The organism is Leptospira jelokensis, assembly GCF_004769635.1.
Classification (GTDB): domain Bacteria; phylum Spirochaetota; class Leptospiria; order Leptospirales; family Leptospiraceae; genus Leptospira_A; species Leptospira_A jelokensis.
The window spans coordinates 326,088-344,879 of sequence record NZ_RQGH01000026.1 but is presented as its reverse complement, the minus strand read 5'-3'; the positions used below and the strand labels follow the sequence as shown (position 1 = coordinate 344,879).

Below are 18,792 nucleotides of genomic sequence, written 5' to 3'. Positions count from 1 at the left end.
CCATCAGTTCCTTCCAGGCAAAACCCTTCTTGCTTTCCCACCTTCCCTTGTCGATGGTTACAACGGAAGGGGAAACAATGAAACAATTGGTTTATGCTTTGTTTTGGTTTTTCCCTGTTCTATTGATTTGCATCCAGGGATTGGGTGCCAACCCAAAGAAAGTCATACCGTCTCAAAAATTGCGGGATCCAAAGCTTTTCAGCTTACAAATCGCCATCCAAGAGTCCATCCTCTACTTACAAAAACTCCCACAAGATACAAAGTTTTTGTTCCGCGGGGAAACATATTCACCGAATGAAATTTTACACCCTCTGCAAAAGATTCAAAAACAAATCCACCTCTATGAGACTGCGGAACTCCTCACTGAAGTGAAAAAACTTTTCCAAGAAGTGGAATTAAAAATAGGGAATGATCTCCCACTGATCACTGGGTATTATGAAGTGCGGGTCCAAGGAAAAACCAAACCAGAAGGGCACTATGCTCACCCGGCACTTGTCCCACCCAAACGAGGAAACGTAGACGCAAAAGTTGTCTCCTTTCCACGAGAGTATTGGAAAGAAGAATCCCATTGGAAATCCCATTCGCAAGCAATCGTTTTCCTTCGTTTGACGGATCTCCACTTGGCGCAATTGGAAGGATCAGCGATCGTACAAACGGAAACAAAGGAAGTCTTTCGGATCAATTATTCTTCTGACAATGGGTTGGATTATGTCAGCCCATCTGTTCATTTAACTGGTGTTTGTCCAAGTTTGAAGCCATACCATCTTACGAATTGTATGGAAACCAAACCAAAAGAAGTAACAGACGCCATTTGGAAAAATCCAAGGTATATCTTTTTTGAAAAAGAAAAAATTAACAATCGTAAATCCAGTTCGTTTCCCATCGGACCAATGGGAAGTGGTGGCATACGGCTTGTAGAGGGACGATCGGTGGCTATGGACAAACAAATCCCACTTGGATTTCCAGTCCTTTTGAGTTTTCCTTCCACCAAACAGACATATCATGACCATCTGGCATTTGTTCATGATCGAGGGAACGCCATCCAAGGAGAAGGAAGGGTGGATTTTTATTTAGGGAATGAGTTTGGGGTGGACGAGGTTGCAAACGAACTGTTAACCAAAGGAAAAGTGGTGTTACTAGTTCCACGAAAAAAAAACTGCCAAACTGTTTCACCAAAAGAATGTAACCGTCGGCAATCAAAATCAATGGAATGATTCTAATAAAAAAATCTTAGTCTAAATGATTTTTAAATTTAAGGATCCTATTGTACTCATTTCATAGAACTGAGTCCAATTTGGTTTCCTTCAGAATCTTCACAAATGGATACAAATCCAAACTTGCCGATTGAAAACTTTTGCCGAATTAATTTTCCACCAAACGATTTTAATTTTTTTTCATCCAATAAACAGTCTTCAACACTAAAATAAACCATAGTACCACCTAATCCAGGTTTTTGGTACTTTGATTCCACAAGGGCACCAGAAGAACCATAAATAGCCATATCTGAAGAAAAAACTTTCATTTTTGTTTCACCAGTTGGGTCGATTAGATCTTCTAAGGTTTGTTGGCATATCGTTTCATAAAATTTTGTGGCTCTATCCAGTTGATTCACGTAGAGATCAAACCAACCAATTGCATTTGTTTTTGTCATATCATTATCCTCCATCATGAAAGGATTTGTTTTCATGATGATTGACTCTACTTCAAAACTGAAAGTTAGGATTGTATAAATCAGACATCGAAGTGTTTGAAATATTCTTTTGGTGTGTAACCTGTGATTTTACGAAAGGAGTGTATGAAGTGAGATTGGTCTGTATAAAAATCGAGATAATGGCCTTTTAATGCCTTTTGTAATCTTAATATTTTTAAAAAATCGTGTGGAGAGAATCCTGTTGCCTCTTTGAGTTTTCGTTGTAACTGTCTAGGAGATAAGTTTCCATATACTGCCATATCTTCCACCGACTCAATCTCATCCAAATTTTCTAAGATTAAACTTACTAATTCATTTTTCTTTACGATTCCATCTTTTATTAATGTTTGCACAAGTTCTGAAAAAATATCAGAAAAATTTTCAAACTCTAAATTTGTCAGACGATTTGCCGTAGCCACAAGAGGTAAGTTTCCTATGTAAGCTTGGTCCACAAATCCAGAAACGATTTCTTTTGGATTCCCTTGCCACATTCCCGGCAAAAATTGAATCCCTGTATAATGAAATGTTTTACCTAAGTTGAGAGTTACATATTCCGTTTTTCTCATCGTGACTGCGGCAATTTTTGTATCCAACAAATTAAGAAGTACATTCACACAGGCATCCGGAATCACATGAAGGATAAAATCTTCCTCTAAGATTTGAACAGTTTTCATTTCCCAGTAAGAATGGACAATGGATTGCAATTCGTTCGGTACTTGGGTTACCTTGAAGGAAACAGCATGAAACTTTTTATGGATGCCATCGTTGATTGGATCGTACTTCACAAAAGATTTTCCTTTTTATTTCCTGTTTCATTGGATTGAAACATTAGTGATGATCCATTCATTTTTAATTTGAGATGCCTTTGTAAAAAATTGAGAATATAGATTCGATTTCGGCATTTACTTCGATCGGAAATTTGGGAGCTAATACAAATTTAGTAATCAAAAAACTGGCACCCAAACTGAACGATGCACGTACGATTTGGTTTGGATCTAAGTTTTTGCGAATATCACCTTTTTCCTGAAAATATCGAAAGGCTTCCAAGGAAGTATCATACAAATTCATTTTCCACAATTGGCCAAATATCTCTGCAAATTCTTTGGAAAATAAAAGGGCCCCGAGTAAGAGTTTCAGTTTTTGAGGTTCCTTGGCAACAGCATCATACCTTGCTTTTAAGATCCCAGTATACCAATCTTTAAAATTTGGATTCAAAGTTTGGAGTCTTAGTTTTAAATCAGACATATGTCCAGGTAAAATTGTCTCAAAAAGCAAACCAGATAACACTCGTTTGTATAAATCATTTTTTGTAGGGAAATATTTAAACAAAGTGCGTTCTGTAACCCCTGCTTGTTTTGCTAGTTCTGCGGTTGTGGCACCACTGAATCCTTGTTCTGCAAAAACATCTTCTGCTGCATCCACGATGTCTTTTTCTTTCTCCGATCGTGGGTTTTGATAGGCTTCAAATTCATTTTGTAGCAGTTTTAAGGTAAGTTTCATGTATATTTTCTAACTCGTTATCTATCATTTTTTTCCAATGCCTATTTTTTTCGATTGATTTTTTGTATAGTATTCACTTTACAATGGATTTTGTAGGTATAGTGAATACTATACATTGGAGGTCGTTGTGAAACGAGTCAAATTAGGATTGTTGCCCAAACTTGAAATTGAGTGGCTCCGTAAATCTGTAGATTCAGCCAAATCGGGTAGAGAAATTTTACCGGATGGGAGAGTGAAGTATTGGATCCGACATGAAATTCTAGAAGGAGTTGTTCCTAAAATGTTGGTTTGGTGGTTTCAAAATTTAGAAGGAGAGATGGAATACCATGGAAAACATTACAATCGATACCATGTATGGCATCCGGAAGACCATGTTCATGTGAGTTACCAAAAACGAAAAGAAGATGGTTCGATCGGACCTGGTGCCGTACTACGAATCGTCGAATACCTGGGCCGACAAAAAAAATACATAGTCAATGTAACGAGTCCAATTGAAAAATTGGATGAGGATGGATTCATTCACAACCCCCGTCTGTACGGGTTATTACCTTTAGCAAGAATGGAATATCGTTTCCAACAAACAGATCGAGGAACATTTTATGAAAATTGTCTTATTGTTGGTTGGAAGGGTTTGTCTTTCCGTTTGTTAAGACCAATTTTTGAATTTCTATTCTTTGACAAAAAACATGGATATGCTTGGATCAAACATAATATCGAAGAGGTAGGTCAGTTCCAAAAATTTTTGCCTGATCTTTATAGGAAAGAAAATGAAAATTTACGGTGATAGCCAATCGGGAAATTGTTATAAATTACAGTTACTTGCCTCTATTTTAAAGATAACATATGAATGGATTGAATTGGATATCAAAAATGGTGATACGAAAACCGAGTCATTTCTCAAATTAAATCCAAATGGGAAAATTCCCATCCTTGTGTTAGATGATGGTAGGGTTTTATCTGAATCAAATGCGATTTTGAATTTTTTGGCTGAAGGTAGTGATTTAATACCTAATGATCCATTTGAAAGAGCCAAGGTCTTACAATGGCAGTTTTTTGAACAATACAGTCATGAGCCATACATTGCTGTTGCAAGATTCATCCAACATTACTTAGGAATTCCTGCTGATCGAAAAGTGGAATATGAATCAAAACAATCTGGGGGTCATAAAGCCCTTCGGGTAATGGAAATCCAATTGGAAAAAACACCGTATTTGGTCGGTGATTCGATGACTCTAGCAGACATTAGTTTATTTGCTTATACTCATGTTGCCCATGAGGGTGGATTTGATTTATCAGAATACCCAAAAATTAAAGAATGGATTCGAAGGATTCAGGATCAAAAACATTATTTGCCAATGAAATCAAGATAATTGGAGGTTACAAACTTCCTCATCCGTTTCTATTTCTATCGTCGTGTGTACAATTTCAAATTGAATTGCAACCTTTCTGATTTGTTCCTTGATACTTTGGTATTGGTTTGGTTTCAATTTCTGATCAATCAATACATGAAGGGAGGACACATGTTGATTTCCATCCAAACTCCAAATTTTGATGTCGTGAACTGACTTTACACCTTTAATTTGTTCCCATTTTTGGATCAATTCTTTGCGATTGAGTGTAACAGGAACCGCTTGCAAAAAAATCCGCATCACTTGTTTGGTATTGGTATAGGCATTGTACAAAATCCAAATGGCGATCCCTAAGGATAACATCGGATCAATCCAAGGTACATCCCAAAAATACATAAGTACACTTCCCACAAGTACGGCGATCCATCCTAATATATCCTCCAAAAAATGTAAAAAGACAGCCTTCTCGGAAAAACTTGATCCATGTTTCAATCGAGACATGGCAATTCCATTTACGACTACTCCAACAATGGCAAGGGCAAACATGACATCCGCTTTCGATTCCATTGGTGATAGGAATCGTTTAACGGATTCGATGATCATAAAAATTGAACCAACTGATAATAAAACGGATATGATAAGAGCACCTAAAATTGAAAAACGTTTGTATCCATAATCAAAATGCCGATCAATCGGTTTCGTAGAAACCTTTTGTAAATACCATACAAAGGCAAGAGATAGGGCATCTCCAAAATCGTGGAATGCATCGGAGATGATGGCAATGCTATTGGAATAAATCCCACCGAGTAATTCAAAAATAGAAAAAAATAAATTTAATACAAATGCCCACGCTAGGTTTTTAGATGCGGAATTATGATGGTGCGAATGGTTATGATGTTTCGATTCGTGGTTTGAATGATCGTGGCCATGTCCCATTAGGATAAAATAATTAACAAATCAAAAGAATGCAACTAGGAAAGAAAACCTTTGGATGGAGGTTTGGTTTTTGAATGATGCAATTTGATATCATTCCAATCAATATTCGGAGATCCACTGCCATTCAGTCTCTATCAAATAAGATGATGGGTTTTGAATAGAGATAACCTTGTACGATATGACAGGAGGTTTTTTTCAAATGTTGGATTTGTTCGTCTCTTTCGATTCCTTCTGCAATGGTTTTTAATCCAAGGGAATCCGCAAGGTGGCAGATTGATTCCAATAACAAAAAATTCCGATTGGAGATAGCAATGTCATCTAAAAACGATTTATCAATTTTTAATTCATCAAATTGAATTTTTTGCATATAGTGTAAGGAAGAATAACCTTTTCCAAAATCATCCAATGAAACAGAAATTCCATGGGACCGAAGTGAGTTCACAATTTTTTCAATGGTTTCAACTTCATCGAGGAAAACATCTTCAGTGATTTCAAAAATTAAAATTTTAGGATCAATGGATTTTTCTTTTAAATAACCAATGATATAATCATTAAAGTTTGGATATAAAAAGAAGATAGGTGAAATATTAATCGAAATTTTAATTTGATTCCCATATTTGCTGAGTAAGTTTGGAATTTGTTGGATCACTTTTTGGAAAATATTTTTACCAAAAGGAACAATCAAATCTGACTTGGTGATGATGCGAATGAATTCTTCTGGGGAAATTTCTCCAAATTCTTTCACACTCCACCTTGCAAGTGCTTCAAGGCCTACAACAGTTTGAGTTTTAATATCTACTTTTTCTTGGTATGCAATTTTAAATTCATTTGAATCGATTGCTTTCTCTAATTGGTTTTTTAATTTTTGTTCCCTTTCGATTTTTTTTTCCATTTCTGGATCAAACCAAACAAGGGAACTAATGGAATTTTCCCTTGCTACATTCATCGCAATGGAAAGTTTTCGGATCACTTCATCTAAAGTATTTGCTTCTTCTGGGAATTGAATTCCGGATACTCGGTATTGCAATCTATGCCCCAATCGGTCTGGCGTTAAGGTTTGGTTGTTATTTAAATCAAATTTAACGATGGCATCTTCTATCCGTTCCCTAGAAGAGTTTTCGATCCAAAGGATGAATTCATCTCCACCTAAACTGGCAACGATGGTATTTGGTCTTTCCGCTGTGTATTCTTTTAATACATTTCCAATCAATGTTAGAATTTGATCACCAAATCCAATTCCATGTAAGGCATTGATGACCTTGATTCCTTTGATATTGATGAGCAAAACAAATGTATCTTTTTGGCCTAAGGAGATTCGTTTTTGAATAGATGTTTCAAATGAATAACGATTGGGTAACTGAGTGAGAGTATCGAAAAACGCAAGTTTATCGATGTATTTGTTTGATTTGAGGATTTTTGCTCTCGATTCTTTTAAATAAACAATATTTTTGATTAATTTAGCACGTAACCTTTGGATTAAAAATCCAGAAAGGATGGAGAAAATGACCAAACTAATGGTTTTAAAATACCATTCTCTTGGACTTTGGTTTCGGATGCCTAACTCTTCTGGAAATACGAGGAGGGAATAATAAACAAAAATTCCAAAAATCGAAGGTATGACGGAGATCAAAAGGGCTGATACTAAACTTGGAATTGGAGGTAAAAAAACGAAAAACGATATGATGATAAAGGCAAGTGACATCTCACCTGTTCCAAGTAAACCACTCCTAAAAAATGACAAAACAGAAATAAAAATCGCAGATCCGATGAGCGTCAGTATGCGAAAGAGGAGTGGAACTTTGTTTTTGAGTAAATATTCAAGAAAAAATAAAAAGGAAACTCCGATGTCTACGAATAGAAATACATAATCAACCTCACCAATCTTTGTGAAGAATGGGATGAGATGCAAACTTGCCGCTACCAAAAATAGAATGGAAGTAGTGATTAAAAATCTTCTGAGCAATGGTCCCGTATCTTTACGGAATTTGAGCCAGTAGACGTAATTTCGTTTGGTTATACTCATTTTGTCCTACAGTTTGGTATTGTCTAAAGGCGGCAGGTTTAAAAAAGTCTTTTCGAAACAAAACGTCAAGACTAACTTATCCTCATTGTGTCCTCTCCTAATGAATTATCTCCAAAGTCACCGCAAGAATCTGCTGTAGAAACCCGTCATATCGTTTTGCCTAATGATGCCAATCACTATGGAACTGCGTTTGGTGGTGCCATCATGAGTTGGATTGACTTAATTGCAGCGATGTCGGCACAGAGGCATTCTGGTCGCGAAGCAGTTACCGTTAGTATCGATCGGATCAATTTTATCACACCCATTCAAATTGGAGACCATGTCAATTTGAAAGCAATGGTCAATTATGTAGGAACTACGTCTATGGAAGTGGGTGTCCAAGTAAACCGTGAAAATCCTTATACGGGGGAAATGGTTCGGGCAACGACCGCCTACCTATCGTTTGTTGCATTGGATGAAACTAAAAAACCTGCTCCTGTTCCTCCATTGAAGTTAGAAACAGAATTAGAAAAACGTCGTTTTGCGGAAGGAAAGATGCGGATCGAAATGGCAAAAGAATTTGCCGCCAAAATCAAAGCGAGTCGTAAGATCTCTTAATTTAAAAAACGCTCGTATTCCGCAATTTGAGTGGTACTTTCTACAGATGGAACAAAGTATTTTTCGCGGATTTTTTTGTATTCGGGATCTGCAAAAAAACTCTGCTTTCTTTCTTTGTTTTTGAAATAAATGAGAAACACTCGATTGATCGGATTTTTTGTTTCTGATTTTAATGTTTCTTGGATTTTAAAATCATAACGAAATCCACCTTCATATTGTTCCAAAATATCTTTCATTGCATTTCGATATTCTGCATATAGACTCTCATCGATTACTTGCAAACCAACAATTGTTTCGAATGATGAATTTTCTTTTTCCATGGATAATCTCATATAATTTAAGTTAAATTTGCTTTTTGAATCTTCCAAATACAAAATTTTGTACGGTACCAAATGGCGTATGGTGGTCTTCTCTTTGGAATTCTATGGGGATAAATTCTGGTGAAAAGGTTTCCGTTAATGTATCTTCTGTATATTGTTTGATTTCGAGCCCACTGCATTTTTTGGGACCATCGTTGCTAAAGGTTCCTATGATGAGCTCCCCATCATTGTTTAATGCATGAACTAAATTGTTTTTGTAAAAAGCGATAGACTCTGGATCTGTCAAAAAATGAAACACGGCGCGGTCATGCCAGATATCGTATTTTGTATTAGCATGAAATTTTGTGATGTCTGTGACAATCCACTCAATGTTCTTATTTTTTTCACCTAATCTTTGTTTGCATCTATTTAAGGCATTTTCGCTAATATCGAGCACGGATAAATTTTCGTAACCATTCATTAGCAAATGGTCGACAAGGTTTGACTCTCCACCACCTATATCGATCAATTTTGCCAATTTGGATTTGTTTGCATTTTCGATCAACTGTAAGGAAAGAGAAGGTTTTTCTTGTGTCCAACTTACTTCGTTTGGTTGTTTTTCTGTATAAATGGTTTCCCAATGTGTTTTATGATCCATGAGAGAGCCCCATTCCTTTTCTTTTTTGAATGTAATAAAAAGTAACAATGGAAACAAACACCAAAAATGGGATACTCACTAAATTGAGTGATAACCAACCAATTTTATGTTCGAGATACCCTGCGCTATAAGTAGAAAGAATCGCAAAGGAATATACAATGGTATCGTTCGTTGCTTGGATTGTATTTTTTTCGGAAGGATGGTATTGTTCTACAAGTAAGTTTGTACCACCCACATACATAAAATTCCAACCAATACCGAGGAGGATGAGTGCCACAGCAAAAGGCAAAAACTCAGTTCCTTGTAAGGCGGAAATACATTCGAGTCCCATCACAAAGACACCTAATAAGATCAAATAAGGTGCTGTCATTTTACGAACTAAAAATCCAGAGAAAAAAGAAGGAATGTACATCCCGAGCACATGCCATTGCAACACTAGCGTGGACGCATGCATGGCATGGCCATGTGATTTCATGGCAACGGGAACTGCTGTCATTAACATTGCCATAAGCCCAAAACTAAATGCGGTGGCAAGAATCGAAACCCAAAGTCCCAAGTTTTTGATATGAAAGGATAGGGGACGTGTTTGATCTCTCGGTGATATTGGTTCAGAGGGTGATTCATCGATTATGTTTCTTTTGTTAGGTGAAGGTAATAAAGTGATCAATGCAAATTGTAATGATAAAGAAACCACCAAAATCAAATAACATCCTAAAAACATAGAGGAAGGGAAGAGGTCTTTGCCTTGTAAACCAGCAAGTGGTCCTAAAAAGGCAGCTGGGATGCCTGCAATCAAAATCCAAGAAAGGGCACTTGCTCGGTCATGTGTGGGAACAGACTCCATTGCCACAAAACGAAGGTATTGGATAAAAGATTGGTGAAGACCAAATAACAAGTGTGCTATGGTAAATAAAACAAAACTTTTTTCCCACATCGCATAAGTCGCAAGTAAGGCTCCTAAAATTCCAATGATCGTACCAAGGAGTAAACCATATTTACTACCTTGCCATTTCATAAATTTAGAAGCTGGCACAAGTCCCAAGAGAGTTCCCAAAATCACAAAGGATACAGGAAGAGAGGCAGATTCGGGAGAAGGAGCAATGGTTTGCCCAGCAAGGGCTGAAACCGCCATGATCATCACCGTTCCAATTTGGAAGACGGTTTGGGTGATGGAAAAAATTCCAAGGACTTTCACTTTATTTAGAAAATGGTTCATAGAATAGATATTTGTATCCGAGTGTTTATCGTCTTTCTGTGTTGGTGTTGTGAATTAGACAGGCATGATGGGATCGAGATTGCCTAAATGCCAAGTTTACCTATGATTTCTTTTGCTTGTGTGACAAAATGTACTTCTTCTTCTTTTTGGAAGGGAATAAAGACATTTTGTGCAAAACGTACGGAGAGATGGGCATATTCGATGCAACCGGCTACCGTGAGTTCTGGTTTCGCTTTCCCTGGAAAAATTTTAATATCTGATCCGTTTGGAACAACAAGAGATCTTGGTGGGATTTTTTTTCCACCACGGATCATACAACCTGCCGCAATTTGAGATCCATCACCAATCTCTGCATTGTCTAGGACTATGGACCCAATGCCAACAAGCACTGCTTTACCAATTTTACAACCATGGATCATTACATTATGACCAACTAACGTCCATTCACCGATTGAGATTGGACTTGTAGAGTCAGTATGCAATGTGGAATTGTCTTGGATATTGACAAAATCACCCAATTTGATTTGGTTCATATCAGCCCGAACCACAGCTCCTGGCCAAATGGATACTGAGGTTCCAAATTCAATCATTCCAAAGGCAGTCGCATTTGGATGGATGAATGGTTTTTCAAAATGAGGAATTTCTTGGTAAGACATGGTTCAAAGTCAACCAAGACTTTGAATTTCGCAACCGATAAATGTAATGTCGTCTTGTTTTGCATGGCCATCAGTGAACAAAGAGAGTTCACTTAACACTTTTGCCATCGTATGGTCCAAACTAAGTTTTAAATTTTCTTTTAAAATTTCATACAACCTGTCTTCGCCAAAAAGTTCTTTTTCTTCATTAAATTGTTCAAAGATCCCATCGGTGAATAAAAATATACGATCACCTTCTTCAATTTGGTGTTCGATGAGTCGGTATTGTGTATGGTCCATAAGGCCAATGATTTTGCCAGTTCTAGGCAAAAGTTTGATGTCATGAATCCGTTGGTGGATTTGATCGGGATGGCCGGCTGATGCATAGAACAACTGTTTGTTTTTTAAATCAATGTCACAAACAGAACATGTAAAAATGGTTTGGATGTTGCTATATTTATTGATAAAAATTTGGTTCATATGGAAAACCAAATCATCTGGATGGTCATAAATCATTTTGAGTGATTCGTATTCTGCCTTAATTGCCATTGTGATGAGTGCCGCTTGGATCCCGTGGCCTGTGGCATCGGCTACAAAGATTCTGTAATAATCGGCTTTCACTTGAGTGAGGTCGTAAAAGTCACCTCCCACTTCCGACATGGATTGGTAATAGGAATGGAAGTGGATCCTTGGATCACTGGTTTTGATATCCGAAAATAAAGTTTTTTGGATTTTTTTGGCAACATTCAGATCTTTTTTGATAAGGTTTAATGATTCATCTAATGTTTTGGTACGTTCTCTTACTTTCTCTTCTAAAGTGACGAGTGCTTCGGCTTGTGTGTTTGCTTTTTCTTCTTTCAGTTCATTGATTTTGTTGGCAAGAGCAAGTGATAAAATTCCAGCTTCTAATGTGGAGCCAATTTGATTTCCGTACAATGTGAATACATTGACTGGTAGGATTCCATTTTGCATCAAAGTGTACATTAGGATTCCAAAGAGTAGAGTAATCCAACCAAACAAAAACAACCGAGCTTGTTTGTTCCCACTGCTGTAGTTCACAAGTGCCACAACTAAAACAGAAACAACAAATAATTGAGCAATGAAATTACCAATCCGTACGGCAATGTCAATTGGCAAGTACGCATAAGGAATCAAAATATAAAAAAGGACTATGAATTTTAATGATTGAAGGAGTCTATGTGACCAGAGATTGAAATCTCGTAAGTTTAATGTTTGTTGGGCAAATGTCCATCCTGTGATCGCAGAACAAGTGACAATGATACTTCCGATTCGGTTATGAATTTCTGGATGGTCTAATGTAAAAACCTGGTTCAAAATACCATTCAGATACATTTGTAATAATAAATTACAAAAAATGGAAACTGAATAGGTGATGTAGGCTTTTTCTTTTAAGATAAAATAAATGAACAAATTGTAGATCACCATAATGAAAATGGTGCCGTAAAAAAAACCAAGGATTGTGTTTTCCAAATTTTCTTTTAGATAAAAAGTTTCTTTGGAATAAAATCGTATCAAGTAACTAATATTAGATGATGATTTTGTTTCTAAGATGATTGTTTTTGTTTCACCTACTGGCCAATTCAGCTCAAACGCAATCGATTTAGAAAAAGCATCCCAATGGGAATGGGCAATAAAATCTCCGCCTTCTTTGATGGGCTCTGGTGTACCTTCTTCGTACACTCGAATGAAATCCAAATGAGGGTTTCCTAAATCTAAAATGAGTTTGGGAACCGAGGTGTGGTTTGTTGCTTTGATTTTTAAATATACATGATCGGATTGGAAACCCAAACTCAAATTGTTTTTGAAAATAGGAGTCCAACGCAGTTTAGGCGAATCGATATCGGATCCAGAGTGGATCACATAATCGATTTTTTCTGGGACAAAACTTTCGTCACTGAATGACTTTTGGATCTCCCACCGGGAACAGGAAAACAAAGTTCCCGATAAAATGAAGAGATAAAGGATCCGCATAAACTCGAACGATTTCCCAATAAAAATTGGGTTTTGTCAAAGCAAATTTATCGTAAGGTATAACCGTTGTCTTTCGCTGCCGTCACCAAACTATCGGAGAGTTCCTTAAAACGGTCTTGGGTAAAGGTTTTATCATAGGACATAAGTCGAAACCGATACGTAACTGATTTTTTCCCTTCGCCAACTGATTCCCCTTGGAAAATGGTTTGGACAAAAACTGATTCCAATTCAGGGATATTTAATGTTTTTACCAAGTTCGCAAATGGTTCTGTTGGATCTGATTCGTTCATGAGTAAGGATAAATCCAATTGACCTTGTGGGAAATGAGAAGGTGGGATGAAATGAGAATTCCTTCCGTGATTTTCCCATATTTCGACCAATACTTCCATATTGATTTTTGCGAGAATGACCCGACGTTTCACATCATAGAGATCACTAAAACGTGTGTGTAAGATCCCAAGTTCTGCCACTTCTTTTCCATCGTAATGGAGGGCCAAACTGGCGTTTGGATGGAAATGGGAACGGGTTTGTTTGGACCACAAAAATTTTGGTAAGTTGAGATAGAAAAAAAGTTCTGATAGGGTTTCTCGTAAACCTAAGAATTCTTGTTCAATTGATGTTAGATCCGTTGGTTTTTGTTTGGATAATGAGAGAATGGAAAGCCAACGTTTTTCTTCCGCTAACTCCGAACCTTTGCCTTCTTTGTGGTAGGTTCTACCCAACTCAAACAATTTCACAGAATCAAAACGATCTTGGTTTAACTTGGCTTGTTTGATGAGTCCGGGATACAAACTGGTACGGAGCAAGGCATGGTCTTCTGGCATTTCATTTGCGATTTTTAAGGAAGACTCTGTGTAAGCCACTTCAAGTTTCGCATCTGAAGCGGAAGCAAACGAATAATTGTATACTTCGTTGAATCCAACTTCTAATGCTAAAAATTGTTTTACCCTTCGTTCCAATTCACGCAGTGGGTTTCGGATTGGAGTTTCCACGGCCATTGAAAGTGCTTCTGTTCGGATGGAAGCATACCCGATGGTCCTTCCAATCTCTTCTACAAGGTCTTCTGGTATGGTCACATCATAATTTTGTCTGTACTTCGGAACAACAACAGATAAAGTTTCGTCCTGTGTTGTGACAATAAAACCTAATCGTTGTAAGATGTCAGTTACTTCTTGCAGACTTATCTTTTTCCCAAGTTTATGACGAAGGAAACTTAAATTGGTGTTGATTGTGACGGCTTTCGATTCGGTATGATTAAACCCTTGGGGTTCAAAAACCTTTACATTGGGATTTCCATTTTCGATCAGTAGTTGTACTGCTCGTTTGATCACCGGCAAACAAGTGTAAGAATCCAACCCCTTTTCATAACGAACTGCTGATTCTGTCCGAATATTGGTTTTTCGAATGGTATAACGTACATCTTCTCTTTTGAAAACTGCGGATTCCATGACAATCTCTTTTGTGGAATCAGTGACTGCTGAATCCTTTCCACCCATAACTCCTGCTAATGCAACAGGAGTGTTTCCATTTTGGATGAGTATAATATTTTCTGGAAGTGAAGGAGAGGTATCGTCTAGAAGCGCAAAACTTGTTCCTTCTTTGGATTTGGATACAATAAACGAAGTGGCTTCTAATTTGGAACGATCAAAAAAATGAGTGGGTTGGCCCAGTTCTAACAACAAATAGTTGGATACATCCACCACATTATTGATGGAACGTATCCCACATTTTTCCAATCGGGATTTGATTTTGGGGATTGAATTTGTGATATTTACATTTTGGATCGCACAAACATAATATGCATGAGCATGTTCTGATGTTTTAACCGTTAAACCTTGGTTGCCCGATTCCCATTTTGTATCTGATTCGAGTGGAAAGGAATTGAGAGGGATTTTGAGTTGGCTTGCAAGTTCTCTTGCAAAACCAAAATGGTTCCAAAGGTCAGGTCTATGTGTGATGGATTTATTGTCGATCGTGAGGATGGTATCTTCCCATAAAAAGAGTTTGCGAACAGAAATCCCAAGTGTTGTTTCCTTTGGAAGGATGAGGACTCCAGAAGATTCTAATGCCATTCCCAGTTCTTTTTCGGAACAATACATCCCTTGGGAACGAACCCCTCGGAGTTCGGAATCTAAGATTTCTTTCCCATCCAATTTGGTGCCTGGGAGTGCCAATGGAACAATGTCACCAACATTCACATTGGTGGCCGCTGTGACAATTTGGTAGTCTTTGTTTCCATCCGTTGCAATGGTTGTTTGCAATTTTTCAGCGTTGGGGTGTTTTTCAAGGGATTTGATTTTGACGGTGATAACGGATGATAGGTGGGATTTAAATTCTTCCACGTCGTCTATCTCACAGATGGACGTATTAATTTTTTCCAGAACGGTTTCGAACGGAATCTGGGAGAGCGGGGTAAAATCGTTTAGCCAATCAACTGAAAGTTTCAAGTGAAATCCTTAATTGTTAAAAACGGCGGGAAAGCGAACGGGTCAATCGGAAATTCCAAGTTCTGTTTTTAGAAAATGCAGGCAATCCTCGGAAGTCATCGGTTTGGCAAAATAAAAACCCTGGATTTGGTCCACACCACTTTCGGCAAGTAACTGCACCTGTGCTTCGGTTTCCGCTCCCTCCGCCACAACACTCAAACCAAGGTTATGTGCGAGGTTAGAAACAGCGTGGATGATGGTTTTGGAATCTTTGTCGGTTGTGATTTCAGAAACAAAGGAACGGTCAATTTTTAACGACGAAATAGGAAGTTTTTTTAAGTACCCCAAACTACTGTAACCCGTTCCAAAATCATCGATGGCGATTTTGGCTCCCAGTTTACGGATCTCTTGCATGGTGCGAACAGCAGCATCCGCATTTTCCATCACTGAACTTTCTGTGAGTTCCACTTCTAAATCATGTGGGTCCACTTTGAATAATTTTAGATTTTCGGCGATTGTTGAAATGAGTCTTTCGTGTTTGAACTGTTTGGTGGAAATATTCACAGCCATAGACACATCTTTGATCCCGGCATCTTTCCAAATACGCATCGTGATGATGGCAGACTTAATCACCCATTCTCCAATCGCAAGGATCATCCCTGTTTCTTCCGAAATTGGAATGAAAACATTGGGTGAAATCAGGCCTCGTTCCGGATGGCGCCAACGGATGAGTGCTTCTACGCCAACAGGTTTTCTCGTATACAAATCAATTTTCGGTTGGTACATCAAAGTGAATTGGTTTTCAATGATGGCAATCCTCATTCGATTTTCAATTTCCAATCGTTCCGCAACCACGGTTTGGAGTTCTTCCGTAAAGAACACATAACAGTTTTTGCCTTGTGATTTGGCTAAATTGAGTGCACTGTCTGCGTTTTTAAGAAGTGTATTCGAATCTTTTCCGTCTGTTGGGTATAAGGCGATCCCAATCGAAATATTGACAAAAATCCTTTCACCGTCGATGACAAAAGGATGGGTCATTGCATCTAATATGGATTCTGAAATCACGGCCGCATCACGTTCGTTCGATAGATCAGGAAGTACTACATTAAACTCATCTCCCCCTTGTCTGCTAATCAAATCATACACTCGGATGCTTTCCCGGATGCGGTAGGCAACCAGTTTGATGATTTTGTCACCGAAGTCATGTCCACGGGAATCATTGATGATTTTAAAATTATCCAAATCAATTGCAAGGATTCCAACCAAATTTCCATGACGCCTCGCTTCTTCAAAAATAGGAAACAATTTGTCGATGAGGGAATTTCGATTCGGAAGGTTTGTGAGTTGGTCAAAAAAAGCCATATAGGCAATTTTTTCTTCCGCATGCCTTCGTTGGGTGATGTCAAGGAAGGCAACCGCTAGGCCAAAATTTTCAATGGGAATGGGGGTTGCTAGAATATCAAACCAAGTGATTTTGTCTTCTTTGATCATTCCAATTTCCAGATTGCGGATCACTTCTTTGTGCCGAAGGGCCCGCATCAAACTGGATTTCCGTGGATAAATTTTGGTTCCATTGGGTTGGATGAGAGTGTACTTACGAATGTTTAATGTGCGATTGAGAAGTTCCCCATCTTGGATGTCGAAATAAGTCCTTGCCGTTTTATTGGTTTCAATGATCTTTCCTTTTTCATCGGTGATGGCGATCCCCATGGGAAGGTTATCAAAGATAGACTTGTACTTTTGTTGTTGTAATAAAAACTCAAAAGAGATGTCTTTTTGGATGGTGACATCTCGGTCAAAGCCCAAAATGATTTTGGATTCACGAAGAGGGATGAGTAACCAAATGATCCAAACCTCTTCTTTGGATTTTGTCACAAGGCGATTTTCGAAATTTACAATATTCGGATTTTCACCCAAACTTTGGAATGTATTTTCTGTATTCTCTTTGTCATCTTCTTGTGTGAACGTAAGGATGGATTGTCCTACCAAGTCTTTGGGTTCAAATTCTAAAAACCGAGCAAACCGATCTGTGACGGAAATAAAATGGCCTTCCCAATCCAAAACTTGGAAACTATTTGGGTATTCGGTCAGTAGGGATTTAACAGTGAGACCAGAGAGAATTTTGCTGCCTAAAGGCTCATTTCGCATGTATTTCTTTGCCTAAATAATAGACCGCTTCGATGGATCCTGGGAATTGGAACCCTTCGAATGGCGACCATCCGGACTTACTTTTAATCATGGATTTTTTAAATTCAACTGGTTTTTTTAAATTTAGGATAGAAAAATTTGCCGCATAACCTTCGTTAATGATTCCAAACCCTTTGCCAAATTGTTTTGGTAAATAGGGCGCTACAAATTCACCAGGATTTTTGGAACAAATTTTAGCAATGAGGGTCATCGGAATGTTTAATTTTAGTATCATATATGTGACAAAAAGACCATAGGTATCCAATTGGGAAATCCCACTTGTACCTTTTTGTTTTTCTTCGATGGAATGAGGTGCATGGTCGGTCGCTAAATAATCAATGTGCCCATCAAGTATCCCTTTTACCATCGCTTCCCTATCTTCACGGCCACGAAGTGGAGGGTTCATTTGGAACCATTTGTGATTGGTTTCTGTTAGCATATCGGTATCAAACATCAAATGGGTAGGTGTCACTTCGCATGTGACCTTTACACCCCGTTGTTTTGCCGCGATAATCTTGGAAAGACCGTCTTTTGTAGAATAATGACAAAGTTTCCCTCTCAGATTGTACTTTTCGATGAGATATAAAGCAAAATCTGTTGCAACCGTTTCTGCTTCCTTGGGTCGCCTTGTTTCATGTGTGGGTTGGTCTTTATTGGCAATGAGGATCTCTGGGTCTTCACAATGAAAACTCACATCTTGGCCTTGGTAGTGTTGGATCACTTCTTCGAGTGACGGGTTGTCGTGGAAAAAAAGTTCTCCAATGGAAGGGCCCATAAATACTTTGTATGGAACTTTTTTGGTTAGAGGTTTTGTATGAGGTCCAATTCCAGCATACAATGTGATATGAATGGGGGCTTTTTTGGTTAGCGCTTGTTTTGTGGTGTAAGTTTCATCATCAATCGGCGGAACAGGATTGTTTGGCATATCGGCTACATGGATCACACCACCATTGATGGCAGCTGCACTTGCCGATTCAAAATCTTCCTTGTAAGTATGTTTACCCGTTACATCTTCTCTTGCATGGATGTGGATGTCTCCAAACCCAGGAAAAATCACACAATCATCTGAGAATTGGCGAGCATCTGGATCCAAACCTTCCTTCACGTATGTGATGAGGCCTGAGTTTGGATCAAATCCAATTGTACCTAAAAATTCTCTTTCATGGGTAACGATTTTCCCTGCAATTCTTTCCATAATGACCCTTTGATTCAGCAGATTCTATTAGGGAAGGAAAGTTTCAAGGGAATTTACAAGGGATTCTCATCAGATATCTGGATGGGACC

At 38.0% G+C, this 18,792-nt stretch carries 17 protein-coding genes; 4 read left to right on the top strand and 13 right to left on the bottom strand.

Annotated features, from left to right (window positions below; all coding sequences use genetic code 11):
- The first annotated feature begins 77 nt into the window (after positions 1-77).
- A complete protein-coding gene (locus EHQ62_RS11535) occupies positions 78-1,214 on the top strand; it encodes an MltA domain-containing protein (protein ID WP_244241750.1) in 1,137 nt (378 codons plus the stop codon).
- Between the two features lie 56 nt (positions 1,215-1,270).
- Here the strand turns inward: EHQ62_RS11535 and EHQ62_RS11530 are convergent, their stop codons facing one another.
- From EHQ62_RS11530 to EHQ62_RS11520, 3 genes are all read right to left on the bottom strand, one after another.
- Positions 1,271-1,651, bottom strand: coding sequence for a VOC family protein (locus EHQ62_RS11530; protein ID WP_135642952.1), 381 nt, complete (start codon positions 1,649-1,651; stop codon positions 1,271-1,273).
- 80 nt (positions 1,652-1,731) lie between these two features.
- The gene (locus EHQ62_RS11525; protein WP_135642950.1) at positions 1,732-2,475 is read right to left on the bottom strand and encodes a helix-turn-helix domain-containing protein; all 744 of its coding nucleotides are present in this window, start codon (positions 2,473-2,475) and stop codon (positions 1,732-1,734) included.
- Between the two features lie 64 nt (positions 2,476-2,539).
- Positions 2,540-3,190 (bottom strand): TetR/AcrR family transcriptional regulator, encoded by a 651-nt coding sequence (locus EHQ62_RS11520; protein WP_135642948.1) that lies wholly within the window; start codon positions 3,188-3,190, stop codon positions 2,540-2,542.
- A 127-nt stretch (positions 3,191-3,317) separates the two neighbouring features.
- Here EHQ62_RS11520 and EHQ62_RS11515 point away from each other — a divergent pair, with 127 nt between their 5' ends.
- Positions 3,318-3,974: a DAPG hydrolase family protein gene (locus EHQ62_RS11515; RefSeq protein ID WP_135642946.1), complete on the top strand. Its 657-nt coding sequence runs from the start codon at positions 3,318-3,320 to the stop codon at positions 3,972-3,974.
- Entirely contained in the window at positions 3,958-4,560 is a 603-nt protein-coding gene (locus EHQ62_RS11510; protein ID WP_135642944.1) for a glutathione S-transferase family protein, read from the top strand. Before EHQ62_RS11515 ends, EHQ62_RS11510 begins: the two co-directional genes overlap by 17 nt.
- On the opposite strand, the gene EHQ62_RS11505 is transcribed toward EHQ62_RS11510, so the two are convergent.
- Entirely contained in the window at positions 4,552-5,475 is a 924-nt protein-coding gene (locus EHQ62_RS11505) for a cation diffusion facilitator family transporter (RefSeq protein ID WP_135642942.1), read from the bottom strand. The genes EHQ62_RS11510 and EHQ62_RS11505 overlap by 9 nt on opposite strands.
- Positions 5,476-5,599: 124 nt before the next feature.
- The gene (locus EHQ62_RS11500; RefSeq protein ID WP_135642940.1) at positions 5,600-7,498 is read right to left on the bottom strand and encodes a putative bifunctional diguanylate cyclase/phosphodiesterase; all 1,899 of its coding nucleotides are present in this window, start codon (positions 7,496-7,498) and stop codon (positions 5,600-5,602) included.
- Between the two features lie 87 nt (positions 7,499-7,585).
- Here EHQ62_RS11500 and EHQ62_RS11495 point away from each other — a divergent pair, with 87 nt between their 5' ends.
- Complete coding sequence (locus tag EHQ62_RS11495; protein ID WP_135642938.1) at positions 7,586-8,095, top strand: acyl-CoA thioesterase; 510 nt, start codon at positions 7,586-7,588, stop codon at positions 8,093-8,095.
- Here EHQ62_RS11495 and EHQ62_RS11490 read toward each other — a convergent pair.
- From EHQ62_RS11490 to EHQ62_RS11455, 8 genes are all read right to left on the bottom strand, one after another.
- Positions 8,092-8,415 (bottom strand): DUF1330 domain-containing protein, encoded by a 324-nt coding sequence (locus EHQ62_RS11490; protein ID WP_135642937.1) that lies wholly within the window; start codon positions 8,413-8,415, stop codon positions 8,092-8,094. The genes EHQ62_RS11495 and EHQ62_RS11490 overlap by 4 nt on opposite strands.
- A gap of 22 nt (positions 8,416-8,437) precedes the next feature.
- A complete protein-coding gene (locus EHQ62_RS11485) occupies positions 8,438-9,052 on the bottom strand; it encodes a class I SAM-dependent methyltransferase (RefSeq protein WP_135642935.1) in 615 nt (204 codons plus the stop codon).
- A complete protein-coding gene (locus tag EHQ62_RS11480) occupies positions 9,042-10,268 on the bottom strand; it encodes an MFS transporter (protein WP_135642933.1) in 1,227 nt (408 codons plus the stop codon). The genes EHQ62_RS11485 and EHQ62_RS11480 overlap by 11 nt, the downstream gene beginning before the upstream one ends.
- 83 nt (positions 10,269-10,351) lie before the next feature.
- The gene (locus tag EHQ62_RS11475) at positions 10,352-10,924 is read right to left on the bottom strand and encodes a gamma carbonic anhydrase family protein (protein ID WP_135642931.1); all 573 of its coding nucleotides are present in this window, start codon (positions 10,922-10,924) and stop codon (positions 10,352-10,354) included.
- Between the two features lie 9 nt (positions 10,925-10,933).
- Positions 10,934-12,895 (bottom strand): 7TM diverse intracellular signaling domain-containing protein, encoded by a 1,962-nt coding sequence (locus tag EHQ62_RS11470; protein ID WP_135642929.1) that lies wholly within the window; start codon positions 12,893-12,895, stop codon positions 10,934-10,936.
- Between the two features lie 47 nt (positions 12,896-12,942).
- A complete protein-coding gene (gene pheT / locus EHQ62_RS11465) occupies positions 12,943-15,342 on the bottom strand; it encodes a phenylalanine--tRNA ligase subunit beta (RefSeq protein ID WP_135642927.1) in 2,400 nt (799 codons plus the stop codon).
- Positions 15,343-15,384: 42 nt separating this feature from the next.
- A complete protein-coding gene (locus EHQ62_RS11460; RefSeq protein ID WP_135642925.1) occupies positions 15,385-17,469 on the bottom strand; it encodes a bifunctional diguanylate cyclase/phosphodiesterase in 2,085 nt (694 codons plus the stop codon).
- Entirely contained in the window at positions 17,459-18,706 is a 1,248-nt protein-coding gene (locus EHQ62_RS11455; RefSeq protein WP_208720690.1) for an amidohydrolase family protein, read from the bottom strand. The genes EHQ62_RS11460 and EHQ62_RS11455 overlap by 11 nt, the downstream gene beginning before the upstream one ends.
- Between the last annotated feature and the right edge of the window lie 86 nt (positions 18,707-18,792).

Excerpts from the sequence above, each read along its gene's own strand:
- EHQ62_RS11535 (WP_244241750.1), top strand. The coding sequence starts at position 78 with ATGAAACAATTGGTTTATGCTTTGTTTTGGTTTTTCCCTGTTCTATTG.
- EHQ62_RS11480 (WP_135642933.1), bottom strand. The coding sequence starts at position 10,268 with ATGAACCATTTTCTAAATAAAGTGAAAGTCCTTGGAATTTTTTCCATC.
- EHQ62_RS11510 (WP_135642944.1), top strand. The coding sequence starts at position 3,958 with ATGAAAATTTACGGTGATAGCCAATCGGGAAATTGTTATAAATTACAG.
- EHQ62_RS11470 (WP_135642929.1), bottom strand. The coding sequence starts at position 12,895 with ATGCGGATCCTTTATCTCTTCATTTTATCGGGAACTTTGTTTTCCTGT.
- EHQ62_RS11505 (WP_135642942.1), bottom strand. The coding sequence starts at position 5,475 with ATGGGACATGGCCACGATCATTCAAACCACGAATCGAAACATCATAAC.
- EHQ62_RS11530 (WP_135642952.1), bottom strand. The coding sequence starts at position 1,651 with ATGACAAAAACAAATGCAATTGGTTGGTTTGATCTCTACGTGAATCAA.
- EHQ62_RS11490 (WP_135642937.1), bottom strand. The coding sequence starts at position 8,415 with ATGGAAAAAGAAAATTCATCATTCGAAACAATTGTTGGTTTGCAAGTA.
- EHQ62_RS11520 (WP_135642948.1), bottom strand. The coding sequence starts at position 3,190 with ATGAAACTTACCTTAAAACTGCTACAAAATGAATTTGAAGCCTATCAA.
- EHQ62_RS11460 (WP_135642925.1), bottom strand. The coding sequence starts at position 17,469 with ATGCGAAATGAGCCTTTAGGCAGCAAAATTCTCTCTGGTCTCACTGTT.
- EHQ62_RS11485 (WP_135642935.1), bottom strand. The coding sequence starts at position 9,052 with ATGGATCATAAAACACATTGGGAAACCATTTATACAGAAAAACAACCA.
- EHQ62_RS11475 (WP_135642931.1), bottom strand. The coding sequence starts at position 10,924 with ATGTCTTACCAAGAAATTCCTCATTTTGAAAAACCATTCATCCATCCA.
- EHQ62_RS11500 (WP_135642940.1), bottom strand. The coding sequence starts at position 7,498 with ATGAGTATAACCAAACGAAATTACGTCTACTGGCTCAAATTCCGTAAA.